Raw genomic sequence first — 18641 nt, forward strand, 5'->3', positions numbered from 1 at the left:
CTATGCGGCATGCTCTGCCGCTCGAGTCATGCGAGACAGGCGGGCCAGCAGCATAAAGCCAACGACCAGCAGCACAGCAATGGAAAGAACGCCCAGCGACGGGTTGCCGGTCAGCGAGGTGACGACCGACACCAGAAAGGTGCCCATAACGCTTGCATAGCGCCCAAAGATGTCAAAGAAGCCGTAGTACTCGTTGGACTTTTCCTTGGGGATGATGCGGCCAAAGTAGCTACGGCTGAGTGCCTGCACGCCACCCTGGAACAGGCCGACCATAATGGCAAGCACCCAGAATTCAAAGGCGGTCTTGAGGAAAAACGCGGCGAACAGCACAATGCCCATGTAGGCGGCGACCGCCACCAGGATCATGTTGAGCGTGCCCACGCGTCCGGCGAGCTTGCCGTAGATGATGGCGGACGGAAAGGCCACGAACTGTGTAACGAGCAGGGCCAGTACCAGCTGGGTCGAGTCGATGCCCAGAGCCGAACCGTAGCTGGTTGCCATGGAAATGACCGTGTGCACACCGTCGATGTAGAAGAAGAACGCGATCATGTAGACCAGCACGGTCTTGTTGTGGGCGATCTCGCGCATGGTGTGTACGACCTCAGAGAACACGCCGCCCACGATGTGGCCGATGGTGTCCTCGGGACCGCGCTCGCGACCGTACTTTTGCTTATAGGTGCGAATGAGCGGCAGGGTAAAGATGAGCCACCAGGCACCAGTGATGACAAACGACAGACGCGTTGCCAGCATGGTGGGGACGCCAAGAGCGGGACCACCCATGATAAGCGCCAGGCAGATGATGAACGGCACGGTGGAACCGATGTAGCCCCAGGCATAGCCCGAGCTGGACACGGCGTCCATGCGCTCGTCGGTGGTAATGTCGGGCAGCATGGCGTCATAGAACGTCATAGAAGAGTTAAGGCCGATGGTGCACAGCACGTACACGGCCAAAAATGCCATGGCAGACATTGGGATAGCCTGCGCCAGGCAAAGCACCAAGCCCGTGAGGAAGAAGCCCAAGAAAAACTTGATCTTGTTGCCGGCGTAATCGGCAAGTGCGCCCAGAATGGGCATGAGCATGGCAATGACCAGCGAGGCAATCGTCTGCGCGCTACCCCAAGCGACCACCAGGTCGGCCGAGGAAGCACCGGTATTGATGGCGTTAAAGTAGATGGGCACCACCGAGGTGTTGAGCAACACGAGGGCCGAATTGCCCACATCGTACATAACCCAGTTACGCTCGAGCTTGGTGTATTTCATGGACAGGGACCCTTCGTGTTCGCCCGATATGCAGCTAGTTCATCGTACCCCAATTGCACAGAGGCACCGGTAAGGATTCGGCAAAGGGACACGCACGAACCCTACTCCTCGCGGTCGAACTCTTCGTCAGCGCCGAGCACGCGACCGCTGTAATTGACGTGGTTGGTCACGGCCTCCATATCGCCGGTCTCGATAAAGCGGGTGACCGTGCACTCGTAATCGACCAGCGCGCGGTCAAAGACCTCGGGGAAGCTCTCGTTCGAGACCTCATCGGTAAAGGGATTCTTCCACGTCAGATGGCCCAGATTGCCGGTGCGCTCGGGCGGCTCGGTCGTCACGCGGTGAGCAAGGCCATCGAGCAGGGAGTAGTCGTGTACTAGGCCCTCGACCAGGGCAATTGCACGCGTCTTGGCCGAGCCCGCCGGTTCAATGGCGCGATAGAGCAGCTGCATGTCGGCAACGGCGGCACCGTACTCCCCCGCTGGGATATCGATACCGTACACACGCCCGGCAACATAGCTCATCAGCACGCCGGCCACGCGATTGATGCGGTCGGTGGTGACGATCTCGCCCGCCGGCGGATAGTCCTCGACCGTGGCCCCGTCGCGCTTGAGCTGCAGCATCAACACGTCCAGGTCACTTTCGAGCACCGCATGGACCTGGCTGCCCGAATCCCCCAGCTCGGGATCGGACTCGACAATGCCAAACTGCTGCTCGTAGACAAAGGGGTGGGCATTACGGTCGAGCACGTAGTGCGACAGCAGGCCCAGCGCAAAGGCGCGGCCCAAGTTGGCATCGCGCGGGAGCAGATGGGACACGCCGTCGCGCAGGCACGAGAACTGGCGCGACATGCGCGAGCGATGCATGGCCTGCGCCAGCAGCGTGCAGTCGGAAACGCGCGGCGTCAGGATGTGGAAGAAAAACGGGTCGGGACCCTGGTTGCCCAGGATAAAAGCAATGCGTTCCTCGTCGGACGTAATGACGCCCTGCGGCAGACGATCGATGCTTTCCTCGCCAAACAGATGATGCGTAATAAGCGCAGGCATAATGATCCTTTCGATTTCATTCGATGTCACCCATTATGCCCACCGCGCGCCCATGCCAAACCTGCGTCGGCAAACGATGGCATGCGGACCGTCTACACAAGCCCCAGGCGCGCCTTAACCTCGGCAGCGCGACGACGGGACACGGGCACCGTCGAGGTTACGCGATCGAGCCTGAGTTCCATAAGACCCGTAGAACCGATCTCGACATTGTGCACGTCTTCCAAGTTGACCAGATAGCTGCGGTGGACACGGATAAAGCCCTCGGAGGCCAGGCGCCGCTCGAGCGATGAAATCGACTCATTGATCAGATATGTTCCCTCGGCGCAGACGGCGTTGCAAAAATCGGCGCGCGCCTCAAAGTAGCAGACATCCGCCACGGGAATGAACACCTTTTTACCCCCACGATCCACCGTCAGGCGCAAAGGCTGGCGCGGAGCATGGACGACACGGCGAGCGCCCAGGGCGGTCTCGATCTTATCGAGCGCCTTTGACAGGCGAGCATCCTCGACCGGCTTTACGATGTAATCGACGGCATCGAGGTTATAGGCATCGGCCGCATACTCGGCAAATGCCGTCACAAACACCACGACCGGCGGTGTCTTTAGGTTCTGAAGCGTCTCGGCAAGCTCAATTCCCGAGCGACCGGGCATGGTAATGTCTAAAAACAGCACGTCGGGCTTGTTCGACAGAATCGATTCCACGGCTTCGGTGACATTGCCCGCCTCGGCAATCTGGCCCACACGCGCATCCTTTTCCAACAGATAGCGTAGCTCAGCCCTAATTGGGGGCTCGTCATCAACCACCAAGATATTCCAGCCTTCGGACATATGCGCTTCCCCTCTTTTTTTCTCTCAATCCAACCGCGTGCTACACCGTTAGCGGCGCCGGCTCATGCGGCTCGCCGTTCAACTCAACGATGACCTGCGTTCCCACGCCCTCCTGGGACTTCACGCGCATGCCAGAATCTTCTCCGTAAAAGAAATGGATGCGCTGAAGCACGTTGAAGAGCGCCAGGCCGCAGCCTCGCTTGACGGAGCCGTCGGCGGTAATGCTTTCGGGCTCCTCTCGGCGATGCTGCTCAAACAGATGCGCGCAGACTTCTTCGCTCATACCGATGCCGTCATCTTCGACGATGATCTCCAAGCCGTCATCGGTCTCAAAAGCCCTAACACGAATGGAAAGCGGCTCGGTCTCGCGCTGCGCATGCTTGATGCAGTTTTCGAGCAGCGGCTGCAAGATAAACGGCGGCACCAGGCTGTCGCGCACCTCAAAGTCGATGTCGACCGAAACGCGCAGACGGCCGTCGCCATAGCGGGCCTGCATAAGATTGATATAACGGGTGCCCTGTTCAACCTCGTGCTCGAGCGTGGTGAGCGTATCGGAGTCAGAAAGCGTCTGACGATAGTAGTTGGAAAAGTCGATCAGCAGCGATCGCGCCTTGTCGGGCTCGGTTCGAACGAGCGAAACGATCGTGCTAATGGTATTGAATAGAAAATGCGGATCGACCTGCGACTGCAGAGCGCGGAGCTCAACGCGGGCCGTGAGCTCATCTTGGCGCTCGAGCTCAAAGCTGGCGAGCTGCGTGGAAATGAGATCGGCGAAACCCGAGGCAAGCGCCGTCTGTCGCATATCGATGCTGCTCAGGCGTGGGTAATACAGCTCGAGTGTGCCCACGCAATGACCGCGCACGCTAAGCGGCGCGACAATACCGGCACGCAGACGGGGAAAATAGCCGCCCGTCTCATTGGAGGCATCACGCGAAAACACGCTCTGTTCGCCCGTCTCAATCACGTTGAGCGTGGTCTTGAGCACTACCGGGGTTCCGGCAGGGCACTTTGCCGAGTCCTCGCCCCAGCTTGCCAGCACCTGCCTGCCGTCAGTAAAGCAGATGGCAGAAGCGATGGTCTCGGACAGGATAATTTTAGAGGCACCCAGGGCCGCTTCGGGCGTAAGGCCGCGCGACGTGTAGGCAAATATTTTTGATGCGATGGCGAGCGTGCGGTCGGTTGCGCTCGATGTGAGGTCATCGGGGACCACAAAGACATACGAGAAGAAGAAGCACAGCATGACCAGGCCGGCAATAACGACAACGCCTGGAACGGGATTGGGATTATCGGTTAAATCCCAGATAAGCAGCAAGATAAGCGCCGGAACGACAACACCGAGTAGGATGGCCTGAACCACATGCTGGGCCGTACGAAAGACCTTGGTAGAGTTGTAACTCTTGCCCAGATTCAGCCTGTTTAAATCCACCGTCATCCCCTCTTGTCCGTAGTACCGATAGCAATAAAGAGGGCCGCAAGCGACCCTCTCCATTGCATTATGCAATCAAAAACTGTGTTTTACATCCAGCCATCGACAAACGGTAGCTTAGGCGCTGTACTTGTTTGGCTCGCCGAAGGTGCCGGCCTCGACAATCCAGCCGTCCTTCATGATGACGTCCATGTTGTCGGTGTTGAGCACGTGGATGTCGGCGGCGACGTCACCGTTGACGACCAGCAGGTCGGCGCACTTGCCGGCCTCGATGGAACCGGTCTCGTCCTCGATGTGGCACATCTTGGCACCGTTGAGGGTGGCGCAGGTGATGGTCTCGACCGGGGTGAAGCCGATCTTGTCGACGAACTCGTACATCTCCTCGATGGAGCAGGTGCCGTACGGGGTGACGAAGGAGAAGGAGTCGGAGCCGATCGTCATGACGACGCCGCGCTTCTTGGCCTCGCGCAGGCAGTCATAGTTGCGCTGCAGCTCCTTCTCGACCAGGGTACCCTCGTACTTGTCGTGCAGCTCGGGGACATAGACGGGAGGATAGGTGGCGTACCAGGTGGGCAGGAAGGCGATCGTCGGGGTGAAGAAGGTGCCCTGCTCGGCCATAAGGTCCATGGTGCGCTCATCGATATCGAAGCCGTGAATCAGCTGCTCGCAGCCAAAGCGAACGGAATCGTAGGCGGCGGCGTGGTTGTTGTAGCAGTGGCTCCACACGGGGATACCGACCATCTTGGCCTCTTCGACCACGGCCTGGATCTCCTCGGAGCAATAGTGCTGGTCGCGACCGGAGTCCCAGCGCCAGATGCCGCCACCGGTAGCCCAGATCTTGATGGCATCGGGGTTCTCGCGCAGGCGACGACGGACGGCCTTGCGCAGATCCCAAGGACCGTCGACCTGGTCGCCCCAGGGATGGGATTCCTTGTTGAGCTCCTGGGTGCAGTGGTGGGAGTCACCGTGACCGGCAACACGGCAGAAGCCGAGGCCGGTGGCCAGAACGCGCGGGCCCTTAAAGACGCCCTTGTCGATGCAGTCGCGAATCTGGATACCAAAGCGGCCGATCTCGCAGACGGTGGTGAGGCCGTGGGTGAGGCAGTCGTAGGCCTGCTTGACGGCGACGGCCTGCTTCTCGAGGAGCGGCTGCATGACCCAATCGGTGTCATCGTCGGTCAGGTTGCCCGAGAAGTGCAGGTGGGTGTCGATCAGGCCGGGAAGGACAGTCTTGCCGGCGGCGTCGATAACCTCAACGCCCTCGGGAAGGTCCTGCATAACACCGGCGTACTCGATCTTGCCGTTATCGTCGACGAGAACGAGGGAGTTCTCGACCGGCTCGGCACCGGTACCGTCGATGAGCTTGCCGCCAACGATTGCATACTTAGTGGACATGGTTCCTCCTTATGGATCCATATAGTGGGTGAGGCCGTGTTGGGTTAAGGCCTCACAAAGCTACCCAAGTGATGCCGGGTTCGGTACGCGGGAGAGAGGGCACCGCGCACCCAATCCGCCCCGGCTCGGCGTTACTTTTTACGGGAATTGGTGAAAGCCATGAGAGCCAGGCCAATAGCCAACCAGCCGATCACGATGCTCCACTCCACCATGTTGAGGGAGGCGGGAGAGAACGGAATCACGAGCAGGCCGATGATGATGGCGCAGGCAGCGATGGCGAGGCTGATGCCAAACTTGCCGCCGGGCACCTCGTAGGGACGAGGTAGGTCGGGCTCGGTGAAGCGCATGCGCAGGCAGGCAAGAGCGACCATGCCGCAAGAGAAGATGAAGGCGAGAGCCGACACATTGGTCAGAGGGATGAGCATGTTCTTGCCCAGGAACGGACCGACGACGGTGATGATGGCCAGAACGACGCAGGCGAGCTTGGGAGCGCCGGAATTGGGATCGACCTCGGCAAACTTCTCGGGCAGCTGGCCCTTGCGGCCCATGGCGAGCATAATGCGGCTCGTGGCGCCGTAGAAGGAGTTCATCGGGCCCATGGGTCCAAGCGTGGCGATGACGAGCATGGCCAGGTACAGGAGCATGTTGATGCCCTTAAGACAGGCAAGCGCGGGAACCGGGCTCTTAACAAACTCATGCCAGTCAAGGATAGTGCCGAACGAGTAAATGCAGACCATGTAGAAGCCGCCGGCGGCCAGCAGGGCCAGGGAGATGATCTTGCCGAACTTGTTCCAGTTAAGGCCCTCGGCTGCTTCCTCAGCCTGCTGAGGAATGGTGTCGAAACCGGCGTAGAAGAACGGGGTCAGAACCAGGACCGACACGATACCGGCGAACAGGCTGGTGCCCTCGGTGGCGGCCTTACCGCCGCCAGCACCGGCGACCTGGGAGAACACAGGCATGGCGTTGTTCGGCGAGCCGGTGAACAGCGAGACGCCCATGGCGAGTAGCATGCCGCAGAGCAGGGCCTTGGTCAGGAAGGCTTGGAGCTTGGCGGCCGAGCTGGCACCGCGGAAATTGAGGAAGATGACGTAGACTGCAAAGCCGAGCGCGATCAGCGTCGGGAACAGGTAAACGTCGGCGCCCAGGATGGTGTAGAGCTTGATGGCGCGCAGCCACTCAAGACCGGGCAGGCTACCGAACATCTCGGACACGAGAGTCGAAATGGCAATGGCCTCCCACGGGCACAGGATGCCGTTGCCCAGGGCCAGGAGCCAACCGGTAATGTAGCTCATTGTACGGCCAAAGCTACGATCGACATACTCGACGATGCCGCCCGAGATGGGGATAGCAGCCGTAAGCTCACCGAAAACAGCTCCGACGGGCACGAGGAAGATTGCACCCAAGAGGAATGCGATCATAGCGGGAACGGGACCGCCGCCCACGACCATCCAGTCGCCGACCTGCAGAACCCAACCGGTACCGATGATGGCACCGAAACCGATGGTGAAGAAGTTCCAGAGCGAAAGCGTTTTCTTCATGCCGCCGGTATCCTCGACTGCAACTTCTGCGTTCTTGTCCGCCATTGTTCCCCTCCTTTCCTTTCTGACGCCCCTTGGCGTCACCCCTTGCACGGCCTGTTTTGCCGCGCACTTTTTATTTCATGGCTTTAAGATACGGCCTTGGCACAGCAACGCCACTCGTAGCTCGACCGAAGGCAGAACTGCAAAACGAGCGGCGCCGTTTTTGGGACGAACGGCGAGGGGCGCCACTCGGTGCGGGCGTCCGTTTTGATGACGCGACTCAATCGCTCGCGGAGGGCGTCGCTTTATGACGCCAGGCTCGCTCCCGTCCATGCCGCTTACCGAGGTTTTGGTGTATGTCCTCATTTGCTGCACGTCTTTTTTGTAGGATGGACGGGTTATACATGAGACGAGGCGGTGCAAATGGCATACGAATACAACGGCGGCGAACGACAGCGAAACGTTCGCCTTGCCGGGCGTACCACGCCAGCATCCAGGAGTGTTTCTGACAACGACGGGCCGCAGCGTCCGCAGGATCGCCCCTTGTCGTCTATGCCGCAGAATACCAGCACGCGTCAAGCGGATCGCCCACGCTCGGGCACCCGTCAACGCCGGGCCGAAGTGCCTCGGCGGCAGAAAATCGATCGGCGAAAGTCTGACAACCACATCAGCCGTTTCTTTTCGAAGCCCCGCGGCGGACGCGGCGCAAAGCAGCCACGGCCGCTGGGACGCGGCCGGGCCGCCAATCCGCAGATTCATCGTCTCTGTCTTGCCCTGTGCTCCATCATGGCATGTCTGGCATTTGTGTATCTGGGGTCGTGTGCTTCGCATGGCTCTGCCGGCCTAGAGCCCACCGCCGAGGAAAAGCTCCTCAAAGCCCCAGTCGCACTCGGCTACTCGTTTGCTTTTTCGACCCCACGTTCGCAGTGGAGTGCCGGCACCATGCCGCATATTTACCAGATCGACCCCGCATGGTCGGAGCTGCCCTACGCCGGCGGAACTATCCGCCAAAACGGCTGCGGACCCACCTGCCTCACCATGATCTACATCTTTAAAACGGGGCGCACCGATATGACGCCGGTCGATATGTGCGCCCTTTCCGAGGCGGGCAACTATGCCCCCACCGGTGCCACCGAGTGGTCGTTTATGACGAGCGGCGCATGGCAGCTGGGGCTTAACGGGACGCAGCTCTACAACGACCGAGACTCGATGGCCCAGGCCTTGCGCTCGGGTGCTCCCGTAATCGCCGTCGTGCGTCCCGGCATGTTTACCAACGTGGGTCATTACATCGTCCTCTACGGCATTGACGACGCCGACCAAATCGGTGTCTACGATCCCAATTCGCCCAGCCGTAGCGCCCGCCGTTGGGGCATCGTAGAAGTCCTCAACGAAATCGAAACCATGTGGGCCTACTACTAGTCATTGGGGACAGATTTAAATGGCCAATACTAGTCATTGGGGACAGACTTAAATGACCAGCCATTAAATGACTAGCCACTGGGGACGGTCTTTGCAGACGACCGCTCGCGCTGCCGAAAAGGACTGTCCCAAGATGCCGGCAGAAAAGGAACGTCCCCAAGTGCCGGGTTTCCGCGGTCTTCAGCGCTTCTCATGAACAGTCACCTCAATAGCAAAAGCCCCGCAGTCGGAGCGGACTGCGGGGCTCATGAAGAGAGGCTAGTTTGTGGGCGCTTTGCCTGGCGCCCACAAGAGAGGCAACAGAGTAGAGGCTACTCGTGGATGCGGGTACCGGAGAGGCCGGCCATGGTCTCGGCGGCCTTGTCCAGGGCGCCGATAATGCAGGTGCGGCCCTTGCGGGAACGGGCGAACTTGATGGCAGCGCGGACCTTGGGCTCCATGGAACCCTTACCGAACTGGCCCTCGTCGGCCAGGCGCTCGGCCTCGTCGGCGGTGAGGTCCTCGAGCTCCTCCTGGTTGGGCTTGCCAAAGTTGATGGCGACATGCTCAACGGCGGTCAGCAGGAACAGAACGTCGGCGTCGCAGTCCTCGGCCAGCAGCTCGCCGCCCAGGTCCTTGTCGATGACGGCGGGAACGCCCTTGTAGCAACCCTTGTTCTCGTAGTCGCGGACGACGGGAATGCCGCCGCCACCGCAGGCGATGACGATGAACTCGTTGTCGAGCAGGTTGAGGATGGAGTCGGCCTCGACGATCTTCTTGGGATCGGGGGAGGCGACGACGCGGCGCCAGCCGCGGCCGGAATCCTCGACGAAGACCTTGGAGGGATCCTCGGCCATGAACTCCTTGGCCTGCTCCTCGGTGTAGAAGGGGCCGATCGGCTTGGTCGGGTTCTTGAACGCGGGATCGTCGGGATCGCACTCGATCTGGGTGACGACGGTGGCGGCGTGCCAACGCTTATAGCGCTTGTGCATCTCGCGGCCGATGCCCTGCTGCAGGTGATAACCAATGTAGCCCTGGGACATGGCGCCGCACTCGGGCAGCGGCATCTCGGGGGTGCCGATGGCGTCGTGGGCGGCGGCGAAGGCATTCTGGATCATGCCGACCTGCGGGCCGTTGCCGTGGGTGATGATGATCTCGTTACCCTGCTCGATGAGACCAAGAAGTGCGTGGGCGGTGTTGCTCACGGCCTCGATCTGCTCGACGGGGTTGTTGCCGAGGGCGTTGCCGCCAAGGGCGACGACAATACGATCGGGCTTGCCAAGAGGCTTAGACATTGCTGGAATCCTTTCTGTAAAAGGCCTACATCCCATTAATAACCTACGTCCGTGCAATACGCGAGTTTATTAAGGTTTATATTCTCTTTATCGCTCATTTTATTCATTTTGAAAACAGTTGAACGGTGAACGGTCGTTTTTACCCGTTCAGCGTAAAGATGCCCAGCTCAAGCATATCTAAGCTATTTACGTGCGACTTTATTTTGATAGAGCAGGGATTAGACCAGATTATGCAAACTATATCTTTGCTAAACACAAAACAGACAGCTCAATATCTTACTCGCACTATACGAGATTCTATGCATTTTTAAGACGAGTATGCAGCCCTGCAATAACATGGCGTTTTTCATCCAACTTAAGGAATAGACAAGTGTTCATACCGCGCGTCGGCCGGTAGCCGGCGAGCCGTCTCGTCGATTGCCGCTTCCAGAAATTCAAAAACTGATATTGCGCGCGTAATTGCGGCATGGTACTTTAGCGAGGAACAGCACGGGCTGGGGCGACAGAGATCTGTCGTGAAGTTTGGGTTCGGCGACCCCGCTGCCGTCTTCTCCTTATCCGCCAGCGAACCCCTTGAGCGACGGATTGAGGAGGTCCTTACTATGACAAAAATGCTCAAGATCACGCTAAATGGCGAGACGTTTCTCGCCGACATGCTCTGGGACAAGGCTCCCGAGGCATGCAAGCTGTTCGAATCGTCCTGTCCGGTCGAGTCACGTATCTTTTCGGCCAAGATCTGCGATGCCGAGGTAACCTATCCCGTATCGGGCCCCATCGCCAATTACGAGCACATCGAGAACCCCGTCTTTCATGAGCCGGCGGGCGCCGTGAGCTGGTATGGCGGCTGGTCGTCAATTTGCATCTTCTTTGACGTGTGCGAGCCCTTTGGCACCTGCAACATGTTCGCCCGCATCTGCGAAGCCGACCGCGAGCGTTTTGCCGCCGCCTGCCGCAATGTCTGGGACAACCAGGGCATGTACATTAAAAACGAAATCGTCGAGATCGAAACGGAGGCCTAAAGATGATGGATATCAACACCCTGCTCACACTCGACCTTGCCGAGTACACCACTGCACTTGAGGCCCTCGCCGACCAAATGATGCTCGAGGAACCGCGCGATATCGACTACATGCGCCGCCGCAAGCTCGACACAGGCCGCGAATTCGCCGTCTGGAACTTCACCGTCGGCTACTGTATGAACGCCGCCGACGCCCTCTCCCTCTTGCGTGCCCAGGCCAACGAAAACGTCAACGACGGCACCGCCGACCTCGCAACAATCAACAATAGTGCCGCGCGCCTGTGCGACTGGTTCTCGGGCGCCTTCGACGTCACCGGCAAAATGGACGACACGACGGCAATCCTCGCCCACAGCCGCGACCTCTACGCCCAGGTAGAGACTCACGAACAGTTCGCGGCCCTCACACGCGCCACCGAGCGCTATCTGGTCCAGCTCCAATTTTGGGTCGACCGCCAGATTCCCTGGCCGGCTATTAGCGACCTCGTCCACGGCTACCGCCTACGCACAGAGAGCGGCGAGACAAGGTAAACCGACCAGGAAGGCCAACAAAGTCCCATCGCGGAACCAAAAGTAAGAATCAGAGGGCTGGAGACGCACACAGCAGCGTCTCCAGCCCCTTCGCAAAGTAGAGCGCTGTTTCAGTGGCTTTGAGACCTTATCGGACCTTTGCTATCTTCCAATTTTTGTATATTTACGCACGCTATTATCCGCGAATTTTTGTATGATTTTAGGCAATTCTATCTGCCAATTTTTGTCATTTGGGGGTTTTATGCTACGCCGTAAGGTCACTGATAGGCTTTTGAGCTGGAAGAATAACTCCAATAAGGCATTACTTGTTACTGGTGCGCGTCAGATCGGCAAGAGCTATGCGATTCGCGCGTTTGGAAAAAGCAACTACGCTTCGTATTTTGAGGTCAATTTACTACTCAATGTCGAGGCAAAGAATGTGCTTATTGGTGCAAAGAACTCCGTTGACTTTATCAACCGCGTAGCCCTTCTTGCGAATGCGCCGCTTGTTGAGGGGGACACGCTTGTCTTTGTCGATGAGATTCAGGAGTATCCGCAGATCGTTACACTCATGAAGGCGTTGGTCGAGGATGGGCGCTTTAGCTATGTCTTCTCGGGGTCTATGCTTGGGACTGAGTTTAAGGGAATCTCTTCTTTTCCGGTGGGGTATGTCGAGCACATTGTTATGCGCCCAATGGATTTTGAAGAGTTTTGTTGGGCAAACAGCGTCAGCGAGAATGTGCTTGCCGGTATTCGCAGCTGCCTTGTCGAGAAGCATCCTGTCGAAAACTATATTCATGAGGCGATGCTCAAAAACTATAGAGCATATATCATTTGCGGCGGCATGCCGGAGGTCGTTCAGAACTATATTGATTCGGGTTATTCGCTCGTGAGCACACGTGAGCTTCAAACTCAGCTGGTCGATCAGTACAAAAGCGATATCTCAAAATATGCATCGACTCGAGCGTTTAACGTTCGGTCGATTTTTGAGCAAATTCCCGTTCAGCTTGAGGCGGAGTCCCATCGCTTTGTTGTTTCGTCTCTGGGTGAGGGAGCTCGCCTTAAAAAATATGAACAGGATTTCCTGTGGCTTGTTAACGCAGGTGTTGGATTGATGGTCGCCAGGGTGACGGAGCCACGGAGTCCTCTCAAGAGGACGGAGAAAACGACAGCCTTCAAACTATACGAGTCTGATACAGGCATGCTAGCATCGCGGTACCCCGGCAGCACTGCACGCGCCGTCTATCTTGATATGAAAACTCCCAACCTTGGTGGTCTCTATGAGAACGTGGTCGCGCAGGAACTTGTTGCCCTCGGGGCGGATGCATGGTACTACCAAACGCGTGAGGTCGGTGAAGTTGACTTTGTAATCGAAGGCGCCCACGGGCATGTTGTTCCAATCGAGGTCAAATCGGGTAAGAAGGTTCGAGCGCACGCGGCCCTCGATCGTCTGATGAGTGTAGGCGAGTACAAAATTCCCGAGGCCGTTGTACTGAGCCACGAGAATCTCAGCAAAGAGGGCAAGGTTCTGTACGTTCCAATCTACATGACGTTTTGTCTCGATGAGTTTATGGAAAAGGATGACCCCAATAACGATTTCTCGTTCGCACCCATATCTCTCTAGCCATTTGAATCCGCAATCCAGCCCCGCCCACGCATCAATGCATTTCCCAAGGTGCTGCGCGTTTCGCGGCAAAGCCGCGAAAAAGCAAAGGGATAAGAAGCGGCAACAGCCAAATCCTCCATCCATCCCCAAAGTAGCGCGACTTTCGCGGCAAAGCCGCGAAACAGCGAAAGGGGCAAAAGGCCCCCTCAGCCACGTCCTTCATTCAGCCCCACAATCCGAGGACGTAGTCGTAGCAGGATCTGGGGGCTAACCTTCGCGGACATTCCGCAGGACGAAAGAACCCCCGCCGCACGTAGTGCGCAGCGGGGGTTCTTTCATGTCCGAGGACGTCCGCGAAGGTTAGCCCTCAGATCCTGCGGTGGGAGACCTAGGCCTCGTTGTACACCGTCTTAAGCTTCAGCAGGTGAGCGTAGCGGTCCATAGCGGCCTGCTCGTTCTCCTTGAAGAGCTCCTCGGCGCGCTCGGGGAAGGAGCGCGTCAGCGAAGCGTAACGGGCCTCGTTCATCAGGAACTCCTGATAGCCGCCCGCGGGCTCCTTGGAATCGAGCGAGAACTTCTTGCCGGCAGCAGCCTCGGGGTTGAAGCGGAAGAGGTTCCAGTAACCGCACTCGACAGCCTTCTTCATCTCGGCCTGGCAGTTCTGCATGCCGCCCTTCTTGATGGAGTGCATCTCGCAGGGGCTGTAGCCGATGATGAGGGACGGGCCGTCGTAGGCCTCGGCCTCGTGGATGGCCTTGAGAGTCTGAGCCGGGTTGGCGCCCATGGCGACCTGCGCCACGTAGACGTAACCATAGCTCATAGCGATCTCGGCCAGAGACTTCTTCTTGGTCACCTTGCCGGCAGCGGCGAACTGAGCAACCTGGCCCAGGTTCGAAGCCTTGGAGGCCTGTCCGCCGGTGTTGGAGTAGACCTCGGTGTCGAAGACGAAGACGTTGACGTTGTGGCCAGAAGCCAGGACGTGGTCCAGACCACCGAAGCCGATGTCGTAGGCCCAACCGTCGCCACCGAAGATCCAGAAGGACTTCTTGGTGAGGTAAGCCTTGTCGGCGAGGATCGCCTTGGAAGCGTCGCAGCCGCACTTCTCGAGCTCGGCAACGTAGGCGGCAGCAGCAGTCTTGGAGGCCTCGGCGTCGTTGACGGAGTCGATCCAAGCCTGACCGGCGGCCTTGAGCTCGTCGGACGGACCGTCAGCGGCGATGAGCTCCTGGGTGGCGGCGATCAGCTTATTCTGGACGGCCTCGTAACCGATGGCCATGCCCAGACCGTGCTCAGCATTGTCCTCGAACAGGGAGTTGTTCCACGCCGGGCCGTGACCGTCCTTGTCCTTGCAGTAAGGAGCGGTGGCAGCGGGGTTGCCCCAAATGGAGGAGCAGCCGGTGGCGTTGGAGATGAACATGCGGTCGCCGGCGACCTGGGTCACCAGACGTGCATAAGCGGTCTCGGCGCAGCCGGCGCAGGAGCCGGAGAACTCCAGGTAGGGCTGCTTAAACTGGCTGCCCTTGACGTTGGCCGCGATGAGCTCCTTCTTCTCGGAGACGTTCTTGACCATGTAGTCCCAAACGGGCTGCTGATCCATCTCCTGCTCGGCGGGAACCATCTCGAGGGCGCCCTTGGGGCAGACCTTGACGCAGTTGGTGCAGCCCATGCAGTCGAGCGGGGACACGGCCATGGTGAACTTCATGCCCTTGGCCTTGGGACCCATGGCGTCGAGCGTACGGGTAGCCTCGGGCGCGGCGGCAGCCTCGTCCTCGGTCATCGCGAACGGACGGATGGTGGCATGCGGGCACACATAGGCGCACTGGTTGCACTGGATGCACTTGGTCTCGTCCCAGTGAGGAACGACCACGGCGACGCCGCGCTTCTCGTATGCGGAGGCGCCCAGCTCAAACTGACCGTCGGCACAATCGACAAAGGCAGAAACGGGCAGGCTGTCGCCATCCATGCGATCGATGGGCTCGAGCAGGTTCTTGACCTGCTGGGCGATAGCGGACTTGGTCTCCTCGGAAAGCTCGACAGGAGCGGCGTCCTCGGCGGTAGCCCAGTCGGCCGGAACCTCGAACTTACGGAAGGCGGTAGCGCCGGCATCGATGGCCTTGTGGTTGGCGTCGACGATGGCCTGGCCCTTCTTCATGTAGGACTTGGTAGCCGCGTCCTTCATGTACTGCAGGGCGTCCTCGGCGGGCAGGACCTTGGCCAGCGCGAAGAAGGCGGACTGGAGCACCGTGTTGGTGCGCTTGCCCATGCCAACCTTGGCGGCCAGGTCGATAGCGTCGATCAGGTAGACGTTGACGTTGTTGTTCGCGATGTAGCGCTTGGCCACGGCGGGCATGTGCTCGGCGAACTCCTCGTCGCTCCACTGGCAGTTGACCAGGAAGGTGCCGCCAGGCTTGACGTCGCGGACCATCTTGAAGCCCTTGACGATGTAGCTGGGGTTGTGGCAAGCGACAAAGTCGGCCTTGGTCACGTAGTACGGCGAGCGGATCGGGGAATCACCAAAGCGCAGGTGCGAGACGGTGACGCCGCCGGTCTTTTTGGAGTCGTACTGGAAGTAGGCCTGAACGTACTTGTCGGTGTGGTCGCCGATGATCTTGATCGAGTTCTTGTTGGCGCCGACGGTACCGTCGCCACCCAGACCCCAGAACTTGCACTCGATGGTGCCGGGAGCTGCGGTGTTGGGCGCATCCTCGGCCTCGGGCAGGCTCAGGTTGGTCACGTCATCGACAATGCCGATGGTGAACTCGCGCTTGGGCTCGTCCTTCTTGAGCTCCTCGAAGACGGCAAACGCGGACGCGGGAGGCGTGTCCTTGCTGCCCAGGCCGTAACGGCCGCCGACGACCTTGATACCCGTCTTGCCGGCCTCGTAGAGAGCGGAGACGACGTCCTGGTAGAGCGGCTCGCCGATGGAACCCGGCTCCTTGGTGCGGTCCATGACGGCGATCTTCTGGACGGTCTCGGGGAGAACGTCCACGAAGTGCTTGATGGAGAACGGACGGAACAGGCGAACCTTGACCAGGCCGACCTTCTCACCGTGAGCGTTGAGGTAGTCGATGACTTCCTCGAGCACGTCGCAGAAGGAGCCCATGCACACGACGACGCGATCGGCATCGGGAGCGCCGTAGTAGTTGAACAGGCCGTAATCGGTGCCGAGCTTCTCGTTGATCTTCTTCATGTAGCCCTCGACGACGGCAGGGAGCTCGTCGTAGACCTTGTTGCAGGCCTCGCGGTTCTGGAAGAAGATGTCGCCGTTCTCATGGCTGCCGCGGGTGTGCGGGTGCTCAGGGTTGAGCGCGTGGTCGCGGAAAGCCTGGACGGCGTCCATGTCGCACATCTCGGCAAGATCCTTGTAGTCCCACATGGCGACCTTCTGGATCTCGTGGCTGGTGCGGAAGCCGTCGAAGAAGTTGAGGAACGGGGTCTTACCCTCGATGGCGGCAAGGTGAGCCACCGGCGAGAGGTCCATGACCTCCTGGACGTTGCCCTCGGCGAGCATGGCGAAACCGGTCTGGCGGCAGGCCATGACGTCGGAGTGATCGCCAAAGATGTTCAGGGCGTGGGAAGCGACGCAACGCGCGGAGACGTGGAAGACGCCCGGGAGCTGCTCGCCCGCGATCTTGTACATGTTCGGGATCATCAGGAGCAGGCCCTGAGAAGCCGTGTAGGTGGTGGTCAGAGCACCGGCGCCCAGCGAACCGTGAACGGTACCGGCTGCACCCGCCTCGGACTCCATCTCGACGACCTTGACCGGGGTGCCAAAGATGTTCTTGCGACCCTGGGCCGCCCACTGGTCGACATGGTCGGCCATCGGGCTGGACGGCGTAATGGGATAAATTCCCGCTACCTCGGTGTACGCATACGAAACATATGCGGCCGCCTCGTTGCCGTCCATAGACTTAAACTTACGCGCCATATACCCCTCTCCTCTCATATAGGTATACAGGCCCCGGCGATTACCGGGATGTTGGCGTGATGGGATTTTCGCTGTTGCTTCCAGTCATCTGACAGGCGGACTCAGCAGCAGATACATGGCGTGGAGAGAAGGCATGCCGAGGCGAGGAGGCTGCACGCGCTCCACAGGCCCAGCTACCCGTCTTGCACATGATCGAGCGCCGCAAAGGCCGCATGCCGGATGCTCCCGGGCACGCCCCGGTGATGGGAAGCGCCCGCAACGGAAATCCGCATGCGGGTTTATTGTACCCCGCCGTCAAGTGTAATTTCGACAAATATAGGCGGGCGGTAAAGGTTTATCCCGAGCGACCATCAAGGGCAAAAATAATCCTTCCGTCACCGAGGGACCAAATGGCAGCTGCGATGAAATAGGGACTGTTTTTGCCGGCCGTAGCCTTAAACAGTCCCTATTTCACCGCAACTTATTTAGGAGATGAGTCAGAGGGCGCCGAGGAGGATGGCGTAGGTTGTGGATTCTCCGAGCCTGAGCTCGTCACCGGGGTTGAGCCGAGCGGAGCGGCCGGGCTCGACCTGGGTGCAGACGTTCGTCGCGCCGTTTACCACCACGGTTCCGTTGGTGGACGACAGGTCCTCGACGTACCAGACATTTTGGTCATCGCACCACACGTGGGCATGGCGAGCCGAAACGTCATCGCCCACATCGGTGATATCGCCCTCCCCCGTCGCCAGCGCGCCGATCTCGACGCCCTCCTCACTCGGCTGAATCCAGCGCGGGGCGCTCACCACGTAGCCGTTTTGCACGCGCAGCAGTCCCAACGGGTGCGCAGGCGCCGCCTCGTGCTCGCCCGTGACCGTCGAGGTGCTCAGCGAGCGCGGCGTCGACGTGGCGCCGCCACAGGTCGCATGAGCGTAGTCGAGGGCATAGGTCACCGACGAGCGGACATCTGCCGAGCAGCCCACGGCGACAAACAGCACCAGGATGGCCTCAGCGCGCTCGGCGGGCATGAGCTCAGCCGCCTGCGACAGGCGCTCGAGCGCATTGCGATAGAGATTCGTGTCCTGATGGCATTCCTCGAGTGCCCGCACCATGGGCTCGCCAGCGGGGCCGCACACCATGTTGGTCACGGCCGCGGCGTCCATGGGATTGCGGCGGCGCAAGGCCAGCTGCGACATAATGCGCGCGGCCGAGGTACCGTAATCGGCAAAATAACGTTCCTGCAGCGTGCCGACCGGCGCGCGCACGATAAAGCGCGAAACCCAAGAGCGATCGGCAGCACGGCTCTGCGGACTACGGCCGTCGACGAGCGGGCGGCTCGAGAGCACCAGGCCGCACAGTTCGATATGGCTCAGGTGCGCTGCGCGCTTAAAGATGTCAAACATTGCCCCGCACGGGGTGAGCTCAGCTTGAGAAGCCAT

14 protein-coding genes are annotated in these 18641 nt (G+C 59.4%); 4 read left to right on the forward strand and 10 right to left on the reverse strand.

All coding sequences use genetic code 11. The annotated features are described in order from the left end of the window. The 6 genes from ACTNB2_RS03080 to ACTNB2_RS03105 form a co-directional block, all read right to left on the reverse strand. A complete protein-coding gene (locus tag ACTNB2_RS03080; protein ID WP_427728898.1) occupies positions 1–1260 on the reverse strand; it encodes an MFS transporter in 1260 nt (419 codons plus the stop codon). Positions 1261–1361: 101 nt separating this feature from the next. Continuing rightward, on the reverse strand, positions 1362–2306 hold the full coding sequence (locus ACTNB2_RS03085; RefSeq protein WP_154518634.1) for a zinc dependent phospholipase C family protein: 945 nt from the start codon (positions 2304–2306) through the stop codon (positions 1362–1364). Positions 2307–2398: 92 nt separating this feature from the next. Further along, the gene (locus ACTNB2_RS03090; RefSeq protein ID WP_154518631.1) at positions 2399–3133 is read right to left on the reverse strand and encodes a LytR/AlgR family response regulator transcription factor; all 735 of its coding nucleotides are present in this window, start codon (positions 3131–3133) and stop codon (positions 2399–2401) included. Between the two features lie 40 nt (positions 3134–3173). Then, the gene (locus tag ACTNB2_RS03095; protein ID WP_441041729.1) at positions 3174–4559 is read right to left on the reverse strand and encodes a sensor histidine kinase; all 1386 of its coding nucleotides are present in this window, start codon (positions 4557–4559) and stop codon (positions 3174–3176) included. 117 nt (positions 4560–4676) lie between these two features. After that, a complete protein-coding gene (locus ACTNB2_RS03100) occupies positions 4677–5954 on the reverse strand; it encodes a metal-dependent hydrolase family protein (RefSeq protein ID WP_154518625.1) in 1278 nt (425 codons plus the stop codon). A gap of 131 nt (positions 5955–6085) precedes the next feature. Next, entirely contained in the window at positions 6086–7537 is a 1452-nt protein-coding gene (locus ACTNB2_RS03105; protein WP_441031882.1) for an APC family permease, read from the reverse strand. Positions 7538–8260: 723 nt separating this feature from the next. Here ACTNB2_RS03105 and ACTNB2_RS03110 point away from each other — a divergent pair. Continuing rightward, positions 8261–8893 (forward strand): C39 family peptidase, encoded by a 633-nt coding sequence (locus ACTNB2_RS03110; protein ID WP_441041730.1) that lies wholly within the window; start codon positions 8261–8263, stop codon positions 8891–8893. 311 nt (positions 8894–9204) lie between these two features. Here ACTNB2_RS03110 and arcC read toward each other — a convergent pair whose 3' ends face one another. After that, a complete protein-coding gene (gene arcC / locus ACTNB2_RS03115; RefSeq protein WP_006235166.1) occupies positions 9205–10167 on the reverse strand; it encodes a carbamate kinase in 963 nt (320 codons plus the stop codon). A 602-nt stretch (positions 10168–10769) separates the two neighbouring features. Between arcC and ACTNB2_RS03120 the strand changes: the two genes are divergently transcribed. The 3 genes from ACTNB2_RS03120 (at position 10770) to ACTNB2_RS03130 (ending at position 13316) form a co-directional block, all read left to right on the forward strand. After that, on the forward strand, positions 10770–11186 hold the full coding sequence (locus ACTNB2_RS03120; protein ID WP_154518619.1) for a DUF3830 family protein: 417 nt from the start codon (positions 10770–10772) through the stop codon (positions 11184–11186). A 5-nt stretch (positions 11187–11191) separates the two neighbouring features. Then, complete coding sequence (locus ACTNB2_RS03125; RefSeq protein WP_441044854.1) at positions 11192–11713, forward strand: hypothetical protein; 522 nt, start codon at positions 11192–11194, stop codon at positions 11711–11713. 241 nt (positions 11714–11954) lie between these two features. Continuing rightward, the gene (locus ACTNB2_RS03130; protein ID WP_441041733.1) at positions 11955–13316 is read left to right on the forward strand and encodes an ATP-binding protein; all 1362 of its coding nucleotides are present in this window, start codon (positions 11955–11957) and stop codon (positions 13314–13316) included. Here the strand turns inward: ACTNB2_RS03130 and ACTNB2_RS03135 are convergent. The 3 genes from ACTNB2_RS03135 to ACTNB2_RS03145 all read right to left on the reverse strand — a co-directional run bounded on the left by ACTNB2_RS03135 (position 13313) and on the right by ACTNB2_RS03145 (position 18641). Next, entirely contained in the window at positions 13313–13495 is a 183-nt protein-coding gene (locus tag ACTNB2_RS03135) for a hypothetical protein (RefSeq protein ID WP_427729279.1), read from the reverse strand. The two genes, ACTNB2_RS03130 and ACTNB2_RS03135, sit on opposite strands and share 4 nt — an antisense overlap. A gap of 191 nt (positions 13496–13686) precedes the next feature. Then, a complete protein-coding gene (nifJ, locus tag ACTNB2_RS03140) occupies positions 13687–17226 on the reverse strand; it encodes a pyruvate:ferredoxin (flavodoxin) oxidoreductase (RefSeq protein WP_441031887.1) in 3540 nt (1179 codons plus the stop codon). Positions 17227–17702: 476 nt separating this feature from the next. Beyond that, positions 17703–18641 (reverse strand): FHA domain-containing protein, encoded by a 939-nt coding sequence (locus ACTNB2_RS03145; RefSeq protein WP_441041735.1) that lies wholly within the window; start codon positions 18639–18641, stop codon positions 17703–17705.

The sequence above is a fragment of the Collinsella sp. HCP28S3_G2 genome (genome assembly GCF_052065125.1).
Classification (GTDB): domain Bacteria; phylum Actinomycetota; class Coriobacteriia; order Coriobacteriales; family Coriobacteriaceae; genus Collinsella.

Bases quoted from the DNA above. Each gene is read 5' to 3' on its own strand.
- ACTNB2_RS03080 (WP_427728898.1), bottom strand. From the start codon at position 1,260: ATGAAATACACCAAGCTCGAGCGTAACTGGGTTATGTACGATGTGGGC.
- ACTNB2_RS03085 (WP_154518634.1), bottom strand. From the start codon at position 2,306: ATGCCTGCGCTTATTACGCATCATCTGTTTGGCGAGGAAAGCATCGAT.
- ACTNB2_RS03090 (WP_154518631.1), bottom strand. From the start codon at position 3,133: ATGTCCGAAGGCTGGAATATCTTGGTGGTTGATGACGAGCCCCCAATT.
- ACTNB2_RS03100 (WP_154518625.1), bottom strand. From the start codon at position 5,954: ATGTCCACTAAGTATGCAATCGTTGGCGGCAAGCTCATCGACGGTACC.
- ACTNB2_RS03105 (WP_441031882.1), bottom strand. From the start codon at position 7,537: ATGGCGGACAAGAACGCAGAAGTTGCAGTCGAGGATACCGGCGGCATG.
- ACTNB2_RS03110 (WP_441041730.1), top strand. From the start codon at position 8,261: ATGGCATGTCTGGCATTTGTGTATCTGGGGTCGTGTGCTTCGCATGGC.
- arcC (WP_006235166.1), bottom strand. From the start codon at position 10,167: ATGTCTAAGCCTCTTGGCAAGCCCGATCGTATTGTCGTCGCCCTTGGC.
- ACTNB2_RS03120 (WP_154518619.1), top strand. From the start codon at position 10,770: ATGACAAAAATGCTCAAGATCACGCTAAATGGCGAGACGTTTCTCGCC.
- ACTNB2_RS03125 (WP_441044854.1), top strand. From the start codon at position 11,192: ATGGATATCAACACCCTGCTCACACTCGACCTTGCCGAGTACACCACT.
- ACTNB2_RS03130 (WP_441041733.1), top strand. From the start codon at position 11,955: ATGCTACGCCGTAAGGTCACTGATAGGCTTTTGAGCTGGAAGAATAAC.
- nifJ (WP_441031887.1), bottom strand. From the start codon at position 17,226: ATGGCGCGTAAGTTTAAGTCTATGGACGGCAACGAGGCGGCCGCATAT.
- ACTNB2_RS03145 (WP_441041735.1), bottom strand. From the start codon at position 18,641: ATGGCTTCTCAAGCTGAGCTCACCCCGTGCGGGGCAATGTTTGACATC.